Consider the following 23,159-nt stretch of genomic DNA (forward strand, 5'->3'; position numbering starts at 1 on the left):
TCTTCGCTTCGGAACGTGTGTGACTTCCGCGAAAGGACGACGATGCCGACCCAGCTCCGCCGACGCTTGAAATCTCCGTCGCAGCCGACTGCCCGGCGGTGGGCGAATGTCCGTCAGCCCGGTGAAGCGCCGCTGTCGCGTCGGCTTCTGCTGACCAGTGTCAGCGTCCTGACCGTGATGCTTGCGGCGCCCCAGGTTTCGGCGCGCTCGCTCGGCGTCGCGGCGCCAGTGTCGGCGCCGGCGATCGCGGCCGACGCGGCGGCGCAGGCTGCAGCTCAGGCAGCAGCAGCCGCGGCGCAGGGCTCGGCGTCGTTGAACCGGGCGACCGCGGCGATCCAGGCGATGCAGGCAGCGCAGGCTGCGGCGCGGGCGGCGGCTGCTGGTGCCGGCGGTGTAGCCAACGGTTTGGCCAGTGGTGGCCTTGTGCCGGATTCGGGCCTGGCGGCGCAGGGCGTCGCCAAGCCGGTGTTGAGCTGGACCAATGCGCGCACGCCCGTCCAAAGCGGACCGGCGGATGCTCCGACCGTGACCGTGCAGCAGACCGGCGCGCAGGCGATTCTGAACTGGTCGAGCTTCAATGTCGGCGCGAACACCAGTCTGGTGTTCGATCAGCAGGGCAATTCGAACTGGGTCGCGCTCAACCGCGTCGGTGCGTCCGCATCGCCGAGCCGCATCCTCGGCAGCATCCGCGCCGACGGGTCGGTCTATGTCATCAACCAGAGCGGCATCATCTTCGGCGGCGGCAGCCAGATCAATGTCGGCAGCTTGATTGCGTCGACGGCGGCGATCACCGACAGTCAGTTCCTGACCTATGGTATCTATTCGAACGTCATCAACACGTTCTACACGCCGTCGTTCACGGCGGCCGGCGGCAAAGTTGTCGTCGAAGCCGGCGCGCTGATTACCACGGCGGCGCCCAAGACCGTCACCAGCGGCGGCGGCTCGGTGATTCTGCTCGGCACCGAGGTGTCGAATGCAGGCAGCATCACCACGCCCAAGGGCCAAACCGTGCTGGCGGCCGGCGACAGCTTCATTCTGCGCGCCGGTTACGGCACCGACAGTAACGCCGTCTCGACGACGCGCGGCATCGAAGTCGCGCCGGTTCGCGCCAGCAACAGCGCCAGCGGCGCGGTCAGCAACAGCGGCCTGATCTTCGCCCAGCAGGGCGACGTCACGCTCGCCGGTCACAGCATCGCGCAAAGCGGCATCGCGATCTCGACCAGCTCGGTCGATCAGCGCGGCACCGTGCATCTGCTGAACTCCGCTTCTGACGCCACCAGCAGCGTAACTTTGGGCGAGGACGCCATTACGGCGATTCTGCCCGAAATGGACAGCAAGGCGACCGCGCTCGACAGCCAGCGCGACGCTTTGATCGCCGACTCGGCGAAGCAGAACGCCAATCGCTGGACCGCCGTGAACGGCGTGCCGCAGTTCGACAACCTCTCTCTCATCGCCGACCGCCAGGATCAGTCGCGCGTCGAGATCGTGTCGGGCGGTACCGTTACCTTCAAGCGGAATTCGTTGACGCTGGCGCAGGGCGGTCAGATTGCGGCCTCGGCGCTCGGCGAGATGCGGATCGAAACGCAGGCGACCCTCGATGTGTCCGGCACCACCGGCACGTTGCTGCCGGCGTCGGCCAACAATCTCAAGGTCAACGTCCAGCCCAACGAGATGCGCGACGCTCCGGTCAATCGCGACAGCGGCGTGCTGGTCAACAAGGATGTCTGGATCGACATTCGTGATCTTGTGTTGGTGCCGGCCGGCACCGGCGGCTACGCGTCCGATCGCACCTACACCAAAGGCGGCCTGCTCGAAGTTGCAGGCTATCTGGCCAACACTGGCCACACCATCGGCGAATGGACCGCAGTCGGCGGCACCGTGACGCTCGCGTCCGCGACCAAGGTGACGGCGGAGCGCGGCGCGCTGATCGATCTGTCGGGCGGCATGGTGAACTATGCGGCGGGCGATATCCTGTCCACCATGGTGATCGGCGCGGACGGTCGCATCTACAGCATCGGCAACGCTCCCGTCGACATGCCGATCATCGGCTACGGCAGCAGCTTCACGCGCGATCATGCCCGTTGGGGACAAAGGGAGACCTGGACCGGTCCGGCGCATGGCGCCGTGCGCAGCGTGCACCAGGAAGCCTACAGCATCGGCCGCGACGCGGGATTGTTGCAGCTGCTCGCGCCGACGTCGGATTTCAAGGCCGATATCGACGCCGCCGTTTATACGTCAGACCGTCAGACGTCGGCGCGGCCCTCGACCAAGACCGACGGCTACAAGCTTGGTCAGACGCAACCCGGTCTGCCCGGACAACTCTTCGTCGGTTTCATGGATCTCGGGCGCAGCGCGGCCCCGCCGCCTGCGAACAACGCGGTCCTGTTCGCCGGGCCAGGAACCGCGCAAGTCACCTCGCCGAGCCATGTCTTCGATGCGGCGGCGATCAGCGCCATGGGCCTTGGCGGACTAAGCGTATCCGGGGCCGCCGACGTCGAGGGCGACCTGACCTTCGCGCCTGGCGCGATCGTGTCGCTCAGCGTCAGCCGTCTGGCAGGCAACATCACCGCGCGCGGCGGCAGCGTCAACCTCGTCGTCTATTCGATCGAACCCGGCGTGACGATCGACACGCGTGGCCTGTGGACCAACGCGCTGATCGATCAGACCAACGTTTCCGGGCTGGCTTACCGCAACGGCGGCTCGATCAGCGCCTCAGCCTTTGATGCCGGTCTGGTGATCCCGGCCGGCGTGCGGCTCGACGCATCGGCGGGCGGTGCCATCCTGTCGAACGGCAAGTTCTCCGGCGGCAATGGCGGCGACATCACTTTGTCGGGCACGTCGGTGGTGTTGAACGGCGACGTGGTCTCGAACGGCTTCGGCAAGGGCGGCAAGCTGACGCTGAGTTCGTCGGGCGCGGTGGTGATCGGCTCCTCGCCGCTGTCCGGCACGACGCTGGCGGCGGGCGAGGCGGCGCCTGTCCTGCTGGTGCTCAACTCGGCCGTGACGTTGCCCAAGGGCACGGTCGCGCCGTTCTCGATCTCCATGACGATCAAATCGGTGGCGCCCGGCCAGTTAGTTCCGGCGGGCGCCTCGCCGGTGGTCTCGTTCGCCAGCCCGATCACCGTTGGCAGCGCCGGCTGGACGGTCCCGAGCGGCATTTACTACGCCATCGACATGAACGGCAACTATTACTATCCCGGTAACACCGTGCCGGCGGATCGCTCTCTTCAATACATCTACGGCAGCTTCGCGGGCGGCTACGTATTGCCGCTGAACTCCTTCACGACCGAGCTGAAGATCAACCCGACCAACCTGACCTTCGCGGCCGGAAGCGTGCTGGCGTACGATGCGGTTCTGTCCAAGGGCTACGTCCTGCCGGCCGGAGCGGTTCTGCCGCAGTCGGTTGAGGTGGCGCCGGTGACGGTGCTGGACCCGGCGCTGTTCCAGAAGGGCTTTTCCTCCTACACCATCAATGGCGGGCTCGGGACGACGGTGCAGCCCGGGGTACGGCTCGACGTCGTCGAACCGACCTATCAATTCTCGCCGGCGCTGGTCGGTCTGCCGACCGGCGGCAGGGTCGACACGGTGGCATCGCTGGCGCTGGCGCCGCTATTCAGCGAGGACGCGCTACGCCGGACATTGACCCAGCGGCCCGGCGCCGATCTCGTTTTGAACGGGTATGCGCAGTACGCGGTGGGGACCTCCTCCGGAGAACACGCCGAGGCTCCCATCACGGTCGGCCGCGGAGCCTCGATCACCGTCGATCCGGGCTACAAAGTCAGTATCACCACTCAGGACCAGATCACGATCGACGGCCGCATCACCGCGCATGGCGGCGCCATCACCGCCTTCAACACCCGGCCGAACGCTCCGATCCAGGGCGGCTCCGTGTTCGGACGCTCGATCTGGATCGGCGGCAGCGCGGTGCTCGACGTCTCCGGCGTCGGCTATGCGGCGACCGACATACGCGGCCGCCGCTACGGCGTGGTGACGGATGGCGGCTCGATCATGCTGGGCACCAGCGAGACGCCCAGCACCGACGGCCTGGATTCAGGCAACGCTTTCGTGGTGGTTCGCCCCGGCGCGCTGATCGATGCATCGGGAGCGAGCGCGGTGCTTGACGTGATCGGCGAAGGCCCTGCGCTGGTCGCCGGCAACGGCGGATCGATCAGCCTGACCAGCCTGTGGGGATTTGCCATCGATGGTATGCTGCGCGCCGCGGCGGGCGGCGCCGGCGCCAGCGGCGGATCGCTGTCGCTGATGCTCGAATCGCCGATCGTCGCGATCGGCAGCGGCGTCTCGTCCGATCTCCTCGCCGCCGCCACGGCCGGCCGCGTCATCACGGTCAGTCAGGACGCCCGGTCGAGCGGCCTTGCGGCCGGTCTGGCGCCCGGCGCCGCGGACCCCGCGCTGGTGCTGGGCAGCGGTCGCATCAGCGTCGCGCAGATCGATGCCGGCGGCTTCGACTCCCTGTCGCTGTGGGCACGCAGCGCCATCGCCTTCGACGGCAATGTCGATCTGTCGCTCGGCCGCAGCCTGGTGCTGCAGCAGGGCAAGATCGTCAATTCCAGCGCGACCGGACAAGTCACGCTCGCTGCGCCCTACGTGTTGATGGACGGTTACACCCTTCAGGCCAATACCAAGCATCCGGAATGGACGACCGCGTTTGCGGATCGGCTCCCGGCCTATCCGAAGGGATCGTCTTTCTCCATTTCGTCCGATCTCGTCGACGTCCGCAACGTCGTCTCCATCGCCTACGGCAAGGTCGGTGTTTCCAGCACCGGCGACATCCGCTTCCTGAAGGCGACGGCCAGCGCCAGCGCCGGCCTCGGCTACGTCACCATTCTGGGCGCGGGCGGCGATCTCGACCTTACTGCGGCGCAGATCTATCCGGCCTCCGGCACCGACGCGATCGCCGCGGCCGGCGGGGTCGAGTCGGCGGGCAGTTCGTTCGGCTACACGCGGTTCAGCGACGCCGGTTCGCGGCTGACCGTGCACGGCACGGGAACGGTGCCCGGCATGCCCTATTCGGTGTTCGGCAATCTGACCCTGCTGGCCGAGACGATCGAGCAAGGCGGCGTCGTTCGCGCCCCGATGGGGCAGATCAAGCTCGGCGCCGTCGGCTCGGCCTTCGGCCAAGCGATCAATACCACCAGCCTCATCGAACTCCTGCCCGGCAGCATCACGTCGATCAGCGCCAACGGACTGGTCGTCCCCTATGGCGGCACCGTCGACGGCATCACCTACACGGTGGATGGCTTTGCCCCTGTGACCCCGTCCCTGCTCAACGGCCGCTACCAACAGGTGCAGCAGCTATCGACCTATTTCAACGTCGGCGTCGTCTTCACCGGCTCCTCCGTTCAGACCGATTCCGGATCGTTGATCGACCTGTCGGGCGGTGGCACCCTCGCCGGCGCCGCCTTCGTCTCCGGCCGCGGCGGGTCGGTCGATCCGCTGCTAACGCCGCTCGCCAACGCCGGCATCCACAGCTTCAGCAGCGCTTCGAACAAAGTCTATGCCATCGTGCCGGGCGTGGTCACCGCGCCGGTGGCCGGCGGATACAACACGATCTGGACCGGCGGCGCCCCGTCGATCGGCAAGCAGATCAAGATCCCGGCCGGCGTGCCGGGTCTGCCGGCCGGCACCTACACGTTGCTGCCGGCCAACTACGCGCTGCTGCCGGGCGCCTACCGGGTCGAACTCGGCGCGCGGACCGATCAGGCCATGAGCCCGGCGCTCGCCGGCGGCTCCTATGTGCTGACCGGCCATCAGGGCGTCGCCAACACCGCCATTCAGGATGCGCTGGCGACCCGCCTGGTCATCACGCCCGGCGCTGCGGTGCGCAGCTACGCTCAGTTCAACGAACAGAGCTATGGTGACTTCATCGTAAGTTCGGCCGCGCAGTTCGGCACGCGGCGCACGCTGACCGAAGCCGACGGCAAATTCCTCACCTTCGATCTGACGCCCGACGCCAATCGGGCCGCGAACAGCGCCCTCAAGATCAACGGCGCGATCAATTTCGCCGGCGCTGCCGGCGGCCTCGACGGCACGCTGTTTCTGACCACCGGCGCCAACCTTGTCGGCGCCGACCTGGTGATCACCGGGCCAGGCAGCACGACCACCAACACGGCGAGCCGGACCACGGTGAGCGCGGATACGCTGGCCGCCATCGGTGCGCCCAACCTCGTGCTCGGCGGCCGGCCCTATGATAACGGCACGATCGCGAGCGTCGATCGCGGCAATCTCGATCTGGTCAGTTCGCTGACGATCGAGTCCGGCGCCCGCATCGTCGGCTCGCAAGTCATGGCCTTCTCCGCCACCAACATCACGCTGCAAGCCGGCGCCGAGATCAACACGCTCGGGCGCGGTTTCCGGGGCCTCGATTCGAGCTCGGGTCTGGCGTTCGGCTCCGCGCCGTCACGCGATCCCGTCTACTACACGTTCCTCGCCGTCTCGAACGGCTCGATCATCCTCAACGCCAGTTCGGGCGTCGGCAGCGGCAGCATCGTCATGAACGACGGCGCCGCGCTGTATTCGGAAGGCACCATCGGCTTCTACTCGCCGACCGGGCTGCAGACCAACGGCAGCGTCAAGCTCGGCACCCGCAATTTGGCGCTCAGCGTGGCCTCGTTCAACATCGGGTCGGCGGAGGCGCTCGCCGCGGTGCCGAACCTTCCGGTCGGGCTGCGGTTCGACCAAAATTTCCTCGAGACGCTGCTGTCGGGCGGCGGCGCTGCCGGCGCGCCGGCGGTCGAGCATCTGATCATGACGGCGAGCCAGTCGATCAACTTCTTCGGCTCGGTCGATCTGTCGACCTTCGATCCGGTGACCGGCCGCTCGCGGCTGGAAGAACTGGTGCTGGCGAGCCCAGCCATCTACGGCTATGGCTCCAGCTCCGACCGCGTGCATCTCGCCACCAGCCGGCTGGTCTGGACCGGCGGCCGGGTGTACGACCCGGTCGTCACTGGGGTCAACAGTACCCCGCAATTCAAAAGCGCGACGCCGCCCGAGCGGCTCGGCGGTCTCGGCGACAGCGGAAGCTTCGTCGTCGATGCCCGCGAGGTCGTGTTCGGCTATTCGGCCTCCGCGCAGCCCGACGCCAATCTGGTGTTCAACCGCCTGATGCTCGGCTTCGGCAGCGCCGTGTTCAACGCGGCCGAGCGAGTGACGGCGAACAACAAGGGCACCGTCTCAGTCTATGCGAGTGGTCCTGCGATCGGCAGCAGCTTCGATCCGGCCAGCTATCAGGGTGTCGGCGGCAATCTCCTTTTCAACACGCCGCTGATCACCGGCGATGCTGCGGCCAATCTCGCCATCTACGGCAACGTGGTGACCTTCGCGTCGACCGGTGTAACTCCGGGCAACGCCGGCGGGCTCGGCGCGACGCTGGCCGTCACCGCTGACACGCTGCGGGTCGACACCTCGGTGCTGCTGCCCGGCGGCGCGCTGACGCTGACGGCGCGGCAGGATTTGCTGATCGACTCCGGCGCAAGGCTCGATCTGTCCGGCCACGCCGTCGCCATCGGCCGAGCCGTGCGCCAAGCTTGGGCCGGCGATGTGACGCTGACGAGCCTGAACGGCAATGTCACCCTGGCGGCGGGCTCGGTTGTCGATCTGTCGTCCGACGGCAGCGATGCCGGCACCCTCAAGCTGCGGGCCGCCGGGACGGCGCGACTCGCCGGCACGCTGATGGGCAGCGGCGGCGGCCACGGCGCCCGCGACGGCGCTTTCGATCTCACCACAGCATCGCTGGGCGGCGATCTGAGCGCCGACTTCGCCGTACTCAACCAGAAGCTCAATGCCAGCGGCTTCGCCTACAGCCGCAGCTTCGCGTTCAGCAGCGGCGATCTCGTCGTCGGTAGCGACGTCAAGGCCCGCAACGTGGCGATTACTGCCGATGGCGGCGGCCTGATCGTCGATGGCCGCATCGACGCCTCGGGTCTGCGCACCGGCGCGATCCGGCTTGCCGCGCGCGACGATGTGGTGCTGACCGGCAGTGCGGTGCTGGACGTGCATGGCACGCAACTGGTGATCGACAGTTATGGCCAACCGATCGAAGCCTCCAACCGCAACTCCATCGAACTTGGTACCAGGCAGGGCTGGATTCGGATCGGCGGCGGCGCCACGATGGACACGTCGTCGCCGGACGGCATCGCCCGCGGCCGGGTCGACATCAATGCGCGCCGCAGCAGTGAGACGGGTGGCGACGTGGATATCGACGCGCCGGCGCCGCTGAATTTGCGCGGCATCGCCAGCCTCGCCGTCAATGCCTATTGGACCTACAGCCCGACCGATGCCGCCGGCACCATCGTGCAGGACAACACGGCGACCGGCATTGTATCCGGTGCGGTCGGGTTGGCGCAGATCGATGCGACGAACCAGATATTCTACGCCAACGCGCTCGCCAACAGCGCGCTCCAGGATCGGCTGGCCGGCCTGAAGAGCATCGGCGCCGCCTATCATTTCCGCCCAGGTGTCGAGATCGTCTCGAGCGCGGCGTCGGGCGGCAAGCTGACGGTGGTGGGCGATCTCGATCTGGCGGGCTATCGCTACGGGTCGAACGCCGACCGCGATCCGGCGTCCGCGACCTACGGCTCCGGCGAGCCGCTTGCGCTGATGATTCGCGCCAGCGGCGACCTCACCATCAAGGGCAGCATCACCGACGGATTCGGCCAGCCCAAATCGAGTCCCGACGAGGTCAATTTCCGCGACCGGCCGCAGAACGGCGCTGTCACGGTGATTCCGGCCTATGCTCCCCCTTACGATGATTACACGCCGACGGAAGATATGACTCTCGGGGAGGATTGGGTCGTCCCTTATTATTATTACGATGGCACAACCAGATTATATGTCAGTACCGACCGCGGTTACTTCTATTCGGGTGATTTAATTCCCGCCGGCACGAAAATTCTGTGGACCGGTGACACCTATTTTTTCTTCGGCGGGGATCAGCTCGTGCCGGCGGCCGCCAACATCGTCCGTCTGTCGCAGGGCAAGATCTATGCGATCGCGCCGATGCTGGCGCCGGGCGCCATGTCGGCGTCGATCCGCCTGGTCGGCGGCGCCGATCTCGCCTCGGGCGACAGCCGCGCTTTGCTGCCCGCCGACAGGCTCGGCGGCGCCGGTAATCTCGTGCTGGACGACTACCACACCCATTCGCCGACCAAGATGGGCGCCGACACTCGCCAGACTGAAATCGCCAGCGTGATCCGCACCGGCACCGGCGACCTCGATCTTCTGGCCGGTGGCTCGCTGAGCCAGCGCTCGCTGTTCGCGGTCTATACGGCCGGCACGCAGCAGGACCTGCCGAGCGGCAACAGCGCCTACATCATCAAGCAGCCGGCGATTCAATTGCCGATCGGCACAGGGCTGGAATCCACCTACAACGACCGCGCCAACTACTTCCCCGATCACGGCGGCGATCTGCGGGTGTCGGTGCAGGGCAACCTGTCGGGCTACAACGCCAATCTGAGCCTGATGGGTGACGGCGGCGACTGGCTGATGCTGCAGGGGGCGCCCGACCTCGGACTGCCGGCCGCCTGGTCGGTCAATTTCGGCAACTACAAAGGCCAGGTCTACGTCAGCGGACCGCTCGGCTTCGGCACCTATGGCGGCGGCAACGCCACCGTGCTGGTCGGCGGCAACGCCGGCGGGATCGGTATGACCAACATCTATGCGCCCAATCGGGTGACCACCGGACTGTCGGTCGCGGTCGGATCCACTGGCCGCGTGCTGGCGGACGGCACGCTGGTTGAAACCGGCGGCGGCGATCTCACCGTGCGGATCGGCGGCCGCCTGAACCCGCTCAGCGCGGGCGGCCAGGTCACCAATCTGCGCGGCAGCGTCTCGCTGCAGGCGGCCGAGATCGGCAGCATCGGCAAAGCCTATGCAACGGCGCTGCCCGGCGATCCTCGCCCGGCGGATTTCACCAGTGCCGCCAACATCGCTTTCTCGGTTCTGGGGCCGTCGCTCCGCCTCGGCGACGCCGCCGCGGCCATCCGCTCGCAGGGCAGCGCTCTGCTTGGCACATTGGGCGAAATCGGCATCAGCCAGGCGCAGAACGTCAGCTCCTATGGCGACGTAGCCGGTCCGGGGAACACGTCGATCGTGACCTGGTTCTCGCTCTACCAACCCTCGACGGCGGTCGATGTGGCGTCGCTCGGCGGCGACCTGTTTCCGTTCATGGTGGGTGACGGGCTCTACGCGCCGCCGCAGTTCAGAGCCGCCGCGCTGAGTGGCAGCATCTATGCGACCGCCTCGCAGGTGCCGTCGGCCCGGGCCAGTTTCGAATTGCTGGCGCAGGGCTCGATCTATGGCAGCGGCGGCGTCGTGATGTCGGCGGCCGATCCTGCGCTGGTGCCGACGCCGTTCCACCCTGCATTTGCGCAAGTGCGCACCGGCTCCGTGTTTCTGACCAACGCGATATCCACCACGAGAGGAGCTTTGGTCGCTTTCGGCCCCGATGCGCCGACCTTCGACCTTCACGCCGGCGATCCGGAGCCGGTGCGGATCTACGCGGCCAACGGCGACATCGTCGGTCTCACGCTGTCGACCGCGAAGCGGCTCGACATGGAGGCCGGCGGCGACATCGTGATGACCACGACGGATACCAACAACTCGACCAGCGTGACGATCCTGCATGCGAACGCCACCGATGTCTCGACGGTGACGGCCGGCGGCAAGATCATCTATCCGCGCATCACCGTGAAGGGACCCGGCGAGCTCGCGATCACCGCCGGCAGCGACATCTATCTTGGCAACCTCGGATCCATCACCAGCAGCGGCCCGGCTTATGCGGCGGACCTGCGGCCCGGCGCGTCGATCGCGCTGCTCGCCGGCGCCGGTACGGCGGGGCCGAACTACGCGGCGATCGCGGCGCTCTATCTCGATCCCGCCAATCTTGCAGTCGCCGGCACGCCGCTCGCCGACCAGCCCGGCAAGATCGCCAAGACCTACGAGGTCGAGCTGAAGAGTTGGCTGGCGCAGCGCTTTGGCTACGGCGCGACCAACGACGCCGATGCGCGTGCTTATTTCGGCAAGCTCGCGCCTGAGCAGCAGAACATCTTCCTGCGCCAGGTATATTTCGCCGAGTTGAAGGCCGGCGGCCGCGAGTACAACGACTCGTCGTCGACCCGCTACGGCTCCTACCTGCGCGGCCGGCAGATGATCGCGGCGCTGTTCCCGGATCGCGATGCGGGCGGCAAGCCGATCGCCTATGACGGCGACTTCGTGATGTTCGGCGATAACGGCGTCCGGACCATTGCCGGCGGGGACATCAGCATCCTGACGCCCGGCGGCCGTCAGGTGCTTGGCGTCGAGGGCAAGGTGCCGCCGGGCACTGCGGGTGTGATCACGCAGGGGCAGGGCGACATCTCGCTGTACTCGCAAGGCTCGATCCTGCTCGGGCTCTCCCGCATCATGACGACATTCGGCGGCAATATCCTGGCGTGGTCGGCGCAAGGCGACATCAACGCCGGCCGCGGCTCCAAGACCACGTTGGTCTACACGCCGCCGAAGCGCATCTACGATCGCTACGGCAACGTCAGGCTGTCGCCGCAGGTGCCGTCGACCGGCGCCGGCATCGCCACCCTCAACCCGGTGCCCGGCACCACCGCCGGCGATATCGACCTGATCGCGCCGCTCGGCACCATCGACGCCGGCGAGGCCGGCATCCGTGTCTCCGGCAACATCAACCTGGCAGCGCTGCAGATCGTCAACGCCGCCAATATTCAGGTTCAGGGCGCCTCGACCGGTCTGCCGACCGTGCAGGGTCCGCCCGTTGCCGCCCTCACCAATGCCAACAATGTTGCCGGCGCTGCCACGCCGGCCGCCGCGGCGCCCGCCCAGAATAACGATCGTCCGTCGATCATTCTGGTCGAATTCCTCGGCTTCGGCGGGGGCGACGGCGAAGGCGACAATCGGCCCGCCAACAAACCAGCAAGTGGGCAGAAGCAAAGCTACGATCCAAACGCACCGATCAAAGTCGTCGGCTACGGACCAATCAAGCCGTCGGAGACCAGCGACCTCACCGAAGAGGAAAAGCGCGCACTGGCGCGATGATCGAGGCGGGATGTCTCCGGCGGAGGGAGAAGGGCGGCAGGCGTATGACCCGATCGCGCTGCCGTTCCTCCAGATGCCGTGGAGAGCTGCTGCTGCGTTACTTCGATGGATTTTGATCGCCGGAGCAGGCCGACAAAGGTGCGGTGTGCCGGGATGCCTTTGCCCGAAGTAACTGCCATGAGCGTGCCGCTGCCGATCGCTTTCTGTAAGCCTCTGCTTCATAGGCCTTAAGGCCCATAGCGGTCGCAGTGATTGCTGATGCTTCGGCAATCACGGCAAGTGCATACCGCTCGATTGATCTGACAGCATGATCATCTTTGATCAGGACGGCACGCGAAAAAGACGGCGTGTCTCAGCCTGCACTATGAAAGCCAATCCTCGAAAAGATGAGCTACGAACCTCGGTGCCGGCGTATTTGCTTGCGACGCGCTCGTTGAGCGACGTTGCGAACGGTTACAAGGTTCTGATGAAGTAGCACATGGATAGCAGGCTGAACTCGATCGATGATGAAGCTGGCACGGCGAACGCCTGTCCGGCGCAGGCGATGCGCATGGCTGCGTCAACGCCGGCCTTCCCGGCGCTCGAAGGCCGGCATCCCTGCTTCAGCACCACGGCCGAGGGACATTCGCGTAGCGCGCGGTTACACCTGCCGGTCAGCCCGGGCTGCAACATTGATTGCGCGTTCTGCATTCGCGATTTCAACCGGCGCGACCAGCGTCCCGGCGTCGCCACACGGTTGCTGACGCCGGAGCAGGCGGTCGACATCGTCGAGCGGGCGCTGGAGTTGTGTCCCACGATCAATGTGGTCGGCATCGCCGGCCCCGGCGATCCTCTGGCGACGCCGCACGCGCTCCGCACATTTGCCTTGGTGCACGAGCGCTGGCCGGAGCTGGTGCTGTGCCTGTCGACGAACGGCCTGATGCTGCCCGAGCGCATCGAGGAGATTGCAGCGGTCGGCGTCACGACGCTGACGGTGACGGTCAATTCCGTCGATCCGCTGATCCAGGCGCAGATCACCCCGAAGATCGCGTGGCAGCGCAAGCGCGTCGACGGCGTCGCGGCCGCCGAGCGACTGATCGCCAATCAGCTCGAGGGCATCGCCCGCGCGGCTGCGCTCGGGCTGACCATCAAGATCAACACCGTGCTGATTCCGACTGTCAATGACCATCATATCGGCGCCGTCGCCGAACGCGCCAGCGCGGCGGGCGCGCATCTCATCAACATCATACCGCTGATTCCGCAGCACGGATTCGCGCATCTGCCGGCGCCCGGCATGATCGCGCGCCATGCCGCACGGACGGCAGCCGCGCAGCATCTGCGCGTGTTCACGCATTGCCAGCGCTGCCGCGCCGACGCTGCGGCATTCCCGGCGTCAGCGACTATGCGGCGCAGCTCTACGGCGACGGCCTCAGCGCCGAATCGACTTTTTCCCACGGCTGAGGCCGATCACAACTGGAGAAGCCGACATGGCGAGACAACTCAAACAGATCGCGATCTACGGCAAAGGCGGAATCGGCAAGTCGACGACCACTTCGAACATCAGCGCCGCGCTGGCCGAGGCCGGCTACAAAGTGATGCAGTTCGGCGCCGATCCCAAGGCCGACTCCACCAACACCCTGCGCGGCGGCGAGTACATCCCGTCCGTGCTCGACCTGCTGGCAGAGAGGCGGCGGGTCGATGCCTATGAGGCGATCTTCGAAGGCTTTGGCGGCATCTATTGCGTCGAGGCCGGCGGCCCGCAGCCCGGCGTCGGCTGCGCCGGTCGCGGCATCATCACTGCGGTGGAGCTTTTGAAGCAGCAACGCGTGTTCGAGGAATTGAATATCGACATCGTGATCTATGACGTGCTCGGCGACGTGGTGTGCGGCGGCTTCGCCGTGCCGGTGCGCGAAGGCATCGCCGAGCACGTCTTCACCGTATCGTCGTCGGATTTCATGGCGATCTACGCCGCCAACAATCTGTTCCGCGGCATCGAACGGTTCTCCAATTCCGGCGGCGCGCTGCTCGGCGGGATCATCGCCAACTCGATCAACACCGATTTCCAGCGCGAAATCATCGACGATTTCGCGGCGCGCACCGACACCCCCATCGTGCAGTACGTGCCGCGGTCGCTCACCGTGACGCAAGCCGAACTGAGCGGCCGGACGACCATCGAAGCCGCGCCGGACTCGGCGCAGGCTGACGTCTATCGCCAACTCGCCAAGCGCATCGCCGAGCACACCGACTCCAAGGTGCCGACGCCGCTCAATCCGCAGCAACTGCGCGAATGGTCGGCGCGCTGGGCGGATCATCTCGTTGCGGCGGAGCGCGCCGAGGCCGAACGAAGCCGCGAGCCCGCGTAATCGCGTCGATCATGCCGGCGCGCGGGAAACGATCCGGACCTGTTCGAGTGGAGCATCTGCGATGACCCTCAATCTCAAGACCTCGACCGTCGAGACCCGCGAACAGCGGCTCGGCACGATTATCGGCTGGGACGGCACGGCCTCGAAGCTCGCCGACGAATCCGCGTTCTCGCGCGGCGAGTGCGGCGGCTGCGGATCCAAGGCGCGGCGGGTGTGCGAACTGGAAGGGCCGTTCACCCAGGGCTCGGTGTGCAGCGAGCAGATGGTGGAATGCCAGGCCGGCAACATCCGCGACGCGGTGCTGATCCAGCATTCGCCGATCGGCTGCGGGGCCGGGCAGGTGATCTACAACTCGATCTATCGCAACGGCTTGGCGATGCGCGGCCTGCCGGTGCAGAATATCCGCTTCATCTCGACCAATTTGCGCGAGCGCGACATGGTCTATGGCGGCGCCGACAAGCTCGCCGTGGCCATTCGGGCGGCGGTGGAGCGCCACGCGCCGAAAGCGGTGTTCATCGCCACGTCCTGCGCCAGCGGCATCATCGGCGACGACGTCGAAAGCGTCGCGCGCGCCGCCGAGGCGGAGTTCGGCATCCCGATCATCCCACTACACTGCGAGGGCTTCAAGTCAAAGCACTGGTCGACCGGCTTCGACGCCACCCAGCACGGCATCCTGCGCCAGATCGTGCGTAAGAATCCGGAGAAGCGACAGGACGACCTGATCAACGTCATCAATCTGTGGGGCACCGATGTCTTTACCCCGATGCTGGCCGAACTTGGCCTGCGGGTGAACTACGTCGTCGACATGGCGACCGTGGAGCAATTGGCGCAGATGTCGGAGGCAAGGGCGACCGTGAGCTTTTGCTACACGCTCGGAACCTACCTCGCGACGGCCTTGGAGCAGGAATTCGGCGTCGAGCAGATCAAGGCGCCGCAGCCTTACGGCTTTCCCGGCACCGACGCCTGGCTGCGCGAACTCGCCCGCGTCACCGGGCGCGAGTCGCAAGCCGAGGATTATATCGCCCGCGAACACGCACGGGTGAAGCCGTTGCTCGACGAACTGCGTCCGAAGCTGAGGGGCCTCAAGGGCTACGTCGCGACCGGCTCGGCCTATTCGCACGGACTGATCGGCGTTTTGCGCGAGATCGGCGTCGAGGTCGACGGTTCGCTCGTGTTCCACCACGACCCGGTCTACGACAGCGAGGATCCCCGACAGGACTCGCTCGGTCATCTGGTCGAGCACTACGGCGACGTCAGACATTTCACCGTCGGCAATCGCCAGCAGTATCAGTTCTACAATCTGCTGCAGCGGGTGAAGCCGGACTTCATCATCATCCGCCACAACGGTCTCGCGCCACTGGCGGCCCGCCTCGGCATTCCGGCGATCCCACTCGGGGACGAGCATCATGCGCTGGGTTATCAGGGCATGGTCAATCTCGGCGAGTCGATCCTGGCAGCGCTGCAGCATCGCAAATTCCATCAGGACATCGCGCGCCGCGTGAGCCTTCCCTACAAACAGTCGTGGCTGTCGCAGCAGGATCCGTTCGCGCTGTCCCGCGCCGCCGTCGCGTAAAGGTTCTTTCCGAATGGCTATCCTTGCCCTCAAGTCGCGTCCGACCGAAGTCACGCCGGAGGCCGATACGTCCGGCCCCATCGAACTGGTGCGCTACGTCTGCGCAATCGGCGCGATGCAGAGCGCGGCGGCGATCCCGCGGGTGGTGCCGATCACCCATTGCGGCCCCGGCTGCGCCGACAAGCAGTACATGAACCTCGCATTCTACAACGGCTTTCAGGGCAGCGGCTATGGCGGCGGACCGGTGGTGCCGAGCACCAACGCGTCGCAGCGCGAGGTGATCTTCGGCGGTGTCGACCGACTGCGCGAACTGATCGAGTCGGCCCAGCTCGTGCTCGACGCCGATCTGTTCGTGGTGCTGACCGGCTGCATCCCCGATCTCGTTGGCGACGACGTGGGCTCGGTCGTGCGCGACTTTCAGAAGAAGGGCGTGCCGATCGTCTATGCGGAGACGGGGGGATTCCGCGGCAACAATTTCACCGGCCACGAGGCGGTGACCCGGGCAATCATCGAGCAATATCTCGGTCCGTGGAACGGCGTGCGCGAGCAGGGGCTCGTCAACCTGTGGTCACTGCTGCCGTATCAAAACACATTCTGGCGCGGCGATCTCGAAGAGATCAAGCGGCTGCTGGAAAGCATAGGTCTGAAGGTCAATGTGCTGTTCGGTCCGGATTCGGCGGGACTTGGCGAGTGGCGGAACATCCCCCGCGCGCAATTCAATCTCGTGCCGTCGCCGTGGCTCGGGCTGGCGACCGCGAAGCTACTGGAAGAGCGTTACGACCAGCCGTTCTTGCACATTCCGGTGTTGCCCATCGGCGCGCGGCAAAGCGGCGAGTTCCTGCGCCAGGTCGCCGACTTCGCCGGCCTTGCGCCGGAGCCGGTCGAAGCGGTCATCGCCGCAGAGGAGACGCGCTACTACAACTACATCGACGGCTTCACCGATTTCTATTCAGAATATTGGTGGGGGCTGCCGGCGCGGTTCGCGGTGGTCGGCGACAGCGCCTACAATCTGGCGCTGACAAAATTTCTCGTCACCCAGCTTGGGCTGATCCCGGCCAAGCAGATCGTCACCGAGGATCCGCCGGTCGAGCATCGGGACGCGATCCGGGAGCAGTTCCGCACGATCGACCACGACGTCTCGGTCGAGGTCGAATTCGCCGAGGACAGCTATCTGATTCACGAGGCGATCCGGAAGGCTGATTTCGGTCACAAGCCGCCGATCATCTTCGGCACCACATGGGAGCGCGACCTGGTCAAGGAGATGAAGGGCTCGCTGATCGAAGTGGGGTTTCCGTCGTCCTACGAGGTCGTGCTGTCCCGCAGCTACGTGGGTTATCGCGGCGCGCTGTCGCTGCTCGAGCGGATCTACAGCACGGTGGTCAGCCACAGCGCCTGAGCCGTGGGTCGCGTGACGATGCGGCTGGGGGAGTCCCCCGCAATCGAACCGCTAAGGTCGGTCAGTGACATGTCGGCGGGTCGCCGAGACCGCGTTCATCCCATGTCAGGCCCAGGCCGATGGCGTGTCGACGTCGCCGGTCCAGGAATAGATCGCGAGCAGGGGCTCGCTCTCGGTGCGCATCGCGTGCACCACGTTGCTGTCGTGCAGGGTCGCCTCGCCCGGCGTGCGCGACGAGGTCGTCGAGCCCATGGTCCAATGCGGATGCCCGACAAGAATGCGGTAGAGCTCGACGGCCGGATGGCGGTGCGGCAGGTAGTGCGTGTGCGGCCCGATCAACGTCAGGCCGAAGCAGACCTCGCGGCTGACGATTGGGGCCAGCGGGCCGATCAGTTCGGTCCATCCCATCGCTGCATCGAGCCCAGGCGCATCGTCGCGCGGCGCATAACCGTAGCGCCAGGGCAGGTGAGCCGCGACCGGCCGCAGCGCCGCAGCAATGTCCGGTGCCTGACGAGACGCGAGGTCGAGGACTGCGGGAAGCTGCTTCGTCAGAGGATGATGCGTCGGTCGGGCCGGATTCGGCACCGCGGTGGCGGCGGCGAGCAGCGCCTCGACGCGCCCGATCTCGTCGTGCGCTGCGGCGTCGGCGCCGGCCGGATCGGCGAACGCTCGACGTAACGCTGACACGAGGTCGAGCAGGCGTATACTTTCGTCGTCAGCGTTCATTGCGTCGGGCTCGATTGCTGCACCACATAAGTCTGGCCGATCCACGCACCGCTTCGACGCGCCTCCCATGCCGCGATCACGCCGACTTCTTTCCTGCGAAATTGCGATTGGAGTGACTAATCGATTCGCGAGCGCCTGAGAGAAGCGCGCTCTAATAGGGTGGTCTGATTGCTCCCAAGAACGCTGCCAGACGCCGGATTCGATGCCTTCAATGTACTTGGCTGCAATGTTGTTGGATAGGCGAAAGTCGTAGCCGCCGTTGTGTTGATAGTGAGCTGGTACCAATTGCCGAAGCGTGTAGTGAAAATCTGCTGTATCTCGCCGGCAAACGAAAATCGGGCTCTGGCTTCTGCCTCGATTTGGAATTGGTCCCGGAGTTCCGCCAACTTACTATCACATTCCATTAACAACTTGTTTGCTGACGGCACGATCAACGGTGAGGCGCAGCGGACGATTGGGTATGTCTTGGGGGACAGCATGTCGAATTGGGACTTCATTATCAAACCTGCCCGCGGTCTTGCGCGGGCCGCGATCGCCGGCGTGGCGTTGCTCGCAGCGGGCGGTGCGGCGTCCGCCGACCCGGTCAGCCCTGCGGGGTGGACAGCCGGTATCGCACTCGGCGCGCCGTTGCCGGAAGGCGTGTACTTCATCAATACCGCGACCTATTTCGAGCGTTCGCCGAAGTCGGGCACCGGTGCGCCGACGATCGATGCGGGCGTGAACATCCCGGTGGTGGCGTGGGCGACGCCGCTCACGATCCTCGGCGGCCGCGTCGAGGTGCTCGGCATCGTGCCGGAGTTGGCGGTCGGGGTGAACCCCAATGCCGGCGTCGGCAGCAGCTCCTGGCGCGACTTCTACAATCCCGCAGGCCTCGTCGGCGTCGCCTGGGATCTCGGTGGCGGTTTCGGCTTCGCCAACTATATCGGCGCCTTTGCGCCGGTGAACACGGCGCTCGGCAATACACTGAACCTCGGCGGCAACTACTGGACCTTCCTCGAACTCGCCACGCTCGCCTACAATCGCGATACCTGGAGCGCCACGGCCAACTTCACCTATTCGAGCAGCGGCAACGATCGCAGTACTGGCATCCACATTCAGCCGGACACCGCGCAGATCGACTTCACGATCACCAAACACTTCAATAAATGGGAAGTTGGTCTGGTCGGCTACGGTTCGACCGACCTCGGCGATCCGTGGCCCCTGCGCACCGCCGGTGGTCTCTATGGTCGCAAGCAGAGCCAGTTCGCACTCGGCGGTCTCGTCGGCTACAATTTCGGCCCGGTGATCACGCAGTTCTATCTGACCCGCGACGTCGCCGAGAGCAACTATTCGGGCTACGATACGCGGTTCTGGTCCCGCGTGATCGTGCCGCTGTGGAATCCGGATGCGCCGGCGAAGAAACCGCTGATCGTAAAGTAACCCGGACGGGAGTCGATCCATCCCACGCGTTGCGCTCGGCGGCCGGTCCCAAGGCATCGTGCCGCCGACGCCATTTCGTCGGCGGTCGGATCGAGTCAGGCGACGCGGCTGAGAACAAGGCCGGACGGTCGGCGGAATGATCGTCGCTTTCGGTCGAGCCACACGATGTGCGGCGAAGCCGCCGCGGCCGGCGCAGCCAACGCCCGGCGGCGGGCCGCCGAGCTCGACGCAGAAGATGCTGCCGAAGCCTGAAAGATCGCCTCAGAGGTATCGGCCCAGTGACGCTCCGCGCGGAGGTCGAGCACTGAAGGGTGAGAGGCTGCCGCGCAGTGTGTTGCTGGAGTCGGCTGTGTGTTGAAACCGAACAGCATCGTTTCTGTGGCAGGCTTAACCGCCTCTTCCATGGGGGCGGTCTACGCCAGCGTCGTGGCTGTGTCGGCGTTCCAGCCGAGCGATGCGGGGGGACGTTCAGCCGTGCGAGAAGGTCGGCTCGGCTTCGAGCGCGTTGCCGTCGAGTTCGGGGACGTAGTCGCTGAGGCCTCGGACGCCGCAGGCGTCGGCGCGGCACTGTGTGCAATCGTGGAACACACGCAAATGGCGCTCGGCCTCAGCGCGCGCCACGTAGCGCTTCATCAGCCCCGGTGACGGCAGATGCGCGAAGCGGTGCTGGGGGATCAACGGGACGATCGTGATCAGCTGCGCTCCGGCGGCAGCCACCTCCGCGGCGACGTCGCCGATGTGATCCTCGTTGACGGTCGGGATCAGCATTGTGTTGACCTTAATGGTCAGCCCAAGGGCGGCTGCCCGGGCGATGCCGTCGAGCTGATTGGCGATGAGGCGCTCGCCTGCTGCCACGCCGTCGAGCCGGTGGCGCTGCCAAGTGATCTTCGGGGTGATCTGCGCCTGGATCGTCGGTTCGATGGCGTTGACCGTCACGGTCAGGGTCTCGACTCCGAGTTCGGCGAGCTGGTCGACACGCTCGGGCAGCATCAGCCCGTTGGTGGAAAGGCACAAGGAGAGCTGCGGCCAGCGCGCCCGCACCGCCGCGAAGGTGTCGAGCGCGTGGTTGGTCGCCAGCGGATCGCCGGGGCCGGCGATCCCGATCACCGAGAGCGTCGGGAAATGCTGCAACGCGCGCTCGACAATGCCGAGGGCCTGATCCGTCGTGAGCACCCGGTATGCGCTGCCGGGCTGCTGGTTACTGCAATTTAAGTCCCGCATACAGAACGAGCAGTCGATGTTGCAGTCCGGACTGACCGGCAGATGCAGCCGGCCCGGCTGGATGTCGCCTTCAAAAGTGCTGCTGAAGCAGGGTTGGCGTCCCCGCAGCGCCGGGAACGCTGGCGTCGGCGCGGCCTGGACGTCGCTGGTGATCGCCTTGAGTTGGATCGTCATGCGGCGTTCCGCGCCCGCAACAGATCACTGCCGGCAAGCTCACGAACCGCCGTCGCGACGCTGTCGTCGGTTTCGAATACAAGAATGCCGAGCGCGTTCAGGCGATTGACGCCGCATTCGCCGATCTTCGCCACGATCACCGCCTTGCAATCGGCCACAAGATCGACCGACAGGTCGAGCGGATCGGGGCCTTCGCCGCCGCGTGCGGCGCCGCAGCCGGGCGTATTGCGCCGCGTCTCCAACAGCCGCGGCTCGTCCGAGGAAAAATCCCAGATCTGGAATTGCAGCGCGTAGCCGAAATGATCCGTGATGCCGACACCATTCCCGGTCGCAATTGCGACCTTAATGGGTCCGGTATCAGTAAGCGGCAAAGCCATCGGAACCGCAACGGCTGCGAGCCGGCGATGTCGGCTCAGTCGACCGCGGAAATTGCGGACAATGATTAGTTAACGCATTCTGCGGAGGAATGGCTGTTGTTGTCGCCGCGTTTGGATGATGCGTGTTCTTTCGATCGAGGGCCCGTCATCAAATCGATGCTACGCTGTCGCTAACTGGTATCAGTCTGCCGCCGTGTTCCTGGGGCGAGCGCAGCCAGGCAAGTGTCACCAAAGCCGCGCCTGAAGCGCGCCGTGGCTCCGGCGACTGCTGGACGGAGTTCCCGAACGGAGAACTGGATGTCGTGCAACGCCCGGCGGCGATGCATTTGTTCTGTGCCGCGGCGCGCGAAGCTGCGTTCTTTCTGAACTGACGGCAGTGTATTGACGACGTGCCGCCACAGGATCAGTTAGCTGGTGAGACGTGGCCGCTTCGGCCATCACGCGATATGGTGAGACGCGCCGTGAGCCTTGCAGAATTCGCCAAATGGAAAACGGACGCGCCGAAAGGCGTGCTCGATCTGATCGGCAACACGCCGCTGGTTGAATTGACGCGGCTCGACGTCGGACGATGCCGGCTGTTTGCCAAGCTCGAAGGCCAGAACCCCGGCGGCTCGATCAAGGATCGCCCGGCGCTGGCAATGATCGAGGCATTCGAGCGCAGCGGCGAGCTCCGACCCGGCGGGACGCTGGTGGAAGCGACCGCAGGCAACACCGGGCTCGGCCTGGCGCTGATCGCCGCGCTCAAGGGCTATCGCCTGATCCTGGTCATACCCGACAAGATGAGCCGCGAGAAGGTGCTGCACCTCAAGGCCATGGGCGCCGAGGTGGTGATGACGCGATCGGACGTCGGCAAGGGGCATCCGGCCTACTACCAGGATCTCGCCGACAAAATCACGCGCGAGACGCCGGGCGCCGTGTTCGTCAATCAGTTCGCCAATCCGGCCAACCCGCTGGCGCACGAATTCGGCACTGGGCCGGAGATCTGGGAGCAGATGGATCACCGCGTCGACGCGATCGTGTGCGGCATCGGCTCGGGCGGCACACTCAGCGGCATCGGCCGATTCTTCCAGCGCGCGTCGCCCGCCACCGAGATGGTGCTGGCCGACCCGAAAGGCTCGGTCCTGGTCGACGTCGTCGAAGGGCGTCAGCCCGGCGAGGTCGGCAGTTGGCTGGTCGAGGGCATCGGCGAAGACTTCGTGCCGGACAATGCCGATCTCAAGCTGGTTGCGCGCGGCTACACGATCAGCGACGCCGAATCGTTCCATGCGGCGCGTGATCTGCTGCGGCACGAAGGCATCCTCGCCGGGTCGTCATCGGGCACCCTGCTGGCGGCAGCGCTGCGCTACTGCCGCGAACAGGACCGGCCGAAGCGCGTGGTGACGCTGCTGCCGGACGGCGGCAACAAATATCTGTCGAAGATGTTCAATGACACCTGGATGGCCGACCAGGGATTCGTCGAGCGCCGTCACGACGGCGATCTACGCGACCTGATCGTGCGACGCCACGACGAGGGCGCGTCGATCACAGTGGCGCCGGGCGACACGTTGAATTTCGCCTATTCGCGGATGAAGCTCTACGAGGTGTCGCAACTGCCCGTGCTGGACGGCGATCGCGTCGTCGGCATCATCGACGAGTCCGACCTGCTGATCGCCACGATCGGCGATCCGTCGAAATTCACCGAGCCGGTGCATCTGGCGATGAGCAAACGAGTCGAGACGGTGCCGCCGTCGGCATCGGTCGAGTCGCTGATGCCGGTGTTCAATCGCGGTCATGTGGTCATGGTGGTGGATGGTACGCGCTTTCTCGGCCTGATCACCCGGATCGACCTGATCAATCATCTGCGCAGCAAGGTTCACTGACGAGGTTCACTC

Annotated in this window: 9 protein-coding genes and 2 pseudogenes; 7 read left to right on the forward strand and 4 right to left on the reverse strand. The window is 65.8% G+C overall.

Annotated features, from left to right (window positions below; genetic code table 11):
- Positions 1-42: 42 nt before the first annotated feature.
- The 5 genes and pseudogenes from IP86_RS01145 (at position 43) to IP86_RS01165 (ending at position 17,371) form a co-directional block, all read left to right on the forward strand.
- A complete protein-coding gene (locus tag IP86_RS01145) occupies positions 43-12,060 on the forward strand; it encodes a filamentous hemagglutinin family protein (RefSeq protein WP_082363719.1) in 12,018 nt (4,005 codons plus the stop codon).
- Between the two features lie 550 nt (positions 12,061-12,610).
- Positions 12,611-13,192: pseudogene (locus IP86_RS29290) on the forward strand (radical SAM protein); the annotation flags it as partial.
- A 334-nt stretch (positions 13,193-13,526) separates the two neighbouring features.
- Positions 13,527-14,402 carry a nitrogenase iron protein gene (gene nifH / locus IP86_RS01155; RefSeq protein ID WP_054160731.1) on the forward strand — a complete coding sequence of 292 codons (876 nt, stop codon included), beginning with the start codon at positions 13,527-13,529 and terminating at the stop codon, positions 14,400-14,402.
- 61 nt (positions 14,403-14,463) lie between these two features.
- The gene (locus IP86_RS01160) at positions 14,464-15,975 is read left to right on the forward strand and encodes a nitrogenase component 1 (RefSeq protein ID WP_054160732.1); all 1,512 of its coding nucleotides are present in this window, start codon (positions 14,464-14,466) and stop codon (positions 15,973-15,975) included.
- A 13-nt stretch (positions 15,976-15,988) separates the two neighbouring features.
- The gene (locus tag IP86_RS01165; RefSeq protein ID WP_054160733.1) at positions 15,989-17,371 is read left to right on the forward strand and encodes a nitrogenase component 1; all 1,383 of its coding nucleotides are present in this window, start codon (positions 15,989-15,991) and stop codon (positions 17,369-17,371) included.
- A gap of 105 nt (positions 17,372-17,476) precedes the next feature.
- On the opposite strand, the gene IP86_RS01170 is transcribed toward IP86_RS01165, so the two are convergent.
- On the reverse strand, positions 17,477-18,097 hold the full coding sequence (locus IP86_RS01170) for a dimethylsulfonioproprionate lyase family protein (RefSeq protein WP_054160734.1): 621 nt from the start codon (positions 18,095-18,097) through the stop codon (positions 17,477-17,479).
- A 477-nt stretch (positions 18,098-18,574) separates the two neighbouring features.
- Here IP86_RS01170 and IP86_RS01175 point away from each other — a divergent pair, with 477 nt between their 5' ends.
- Positions 18,575-19,516, forward strand: coding sequence for a transporter (locus tag IP86_RS01175; RefSeq protein ID WP_054160735.1), 942 nt, complete (start codon positions 18,575-18,577; stop codon positions 19,514-19,516).
- 189 nt (positions 19,517-19,705) lie between these two features.
- Here the strand turns inward: IP86_RS01175 and IP86_RS29665 are convergent.
- From IP86_RS29665 to IP86_RS01185, 3 genes and pseudogenes are all read right to left on the reverse strand, one after another.
- Positions 19,706-19,759: pseudogene (locus tag IP86_RS29665) on the reverse strand (hypothetical protein); the annotation flags it as partial.
- Positions 19,760-19,984: 225 nt separating this feature from the next.
- Entirely contained in the window at positions 19,985-20,911 is a 927-nt protein-coding gene (locus IP86_RS01180) for a radical SAM protein (protein WP_054160736.1), read from the reverse strand.
- The gene (locus tag IP86_RS01185; RefSeq protein WP_054160737.1) at positions 20,908-21,288 is read right to left on the reverse strand and encodes a NifB/NifX family molybdenum-iron cluster-binding protein; all 381 of its coding nucleotides are present in this window, start codon (positions 21,286-21,288) and stop codon (positions 20,908-20,910) included. Before IP86_RS01185 ends, IP86_RS01180 begins: the two co-directional genes overlap by 4 nt.
- Before the next feature lie 461 nt (positions 21,289-21,749).
- Here IP86_RS01185 and IP86_RS01190 point away from each other — a divergent pair, with 461 nt between their 5' ends.
- On the forward strand, positions 21,750-23,147 hold the full coding sequence (locus IP86_RS01190) for a pyridoxal-phosphate dependent enzyme (RefSeq protein ID WP_054160823.1): 1,398 nt from the start codon (positions 21,750-21,752) through the stop codon (positions 23,145-23,147).
- Positions 23,148-23,159: the final 12 nt, after the last annotated feature.

Origin of the sequence: Rhodopseudomonas sp. AAP120, assembly GCF_001295845.1 — a bacterium.
Classification (GTDB): domain Bacteria; phylum Pseudomonadota; class Alphaproteobacteria; order Rhizobiales; family Xanthobacteraceae; genus Rhodopseudomonas.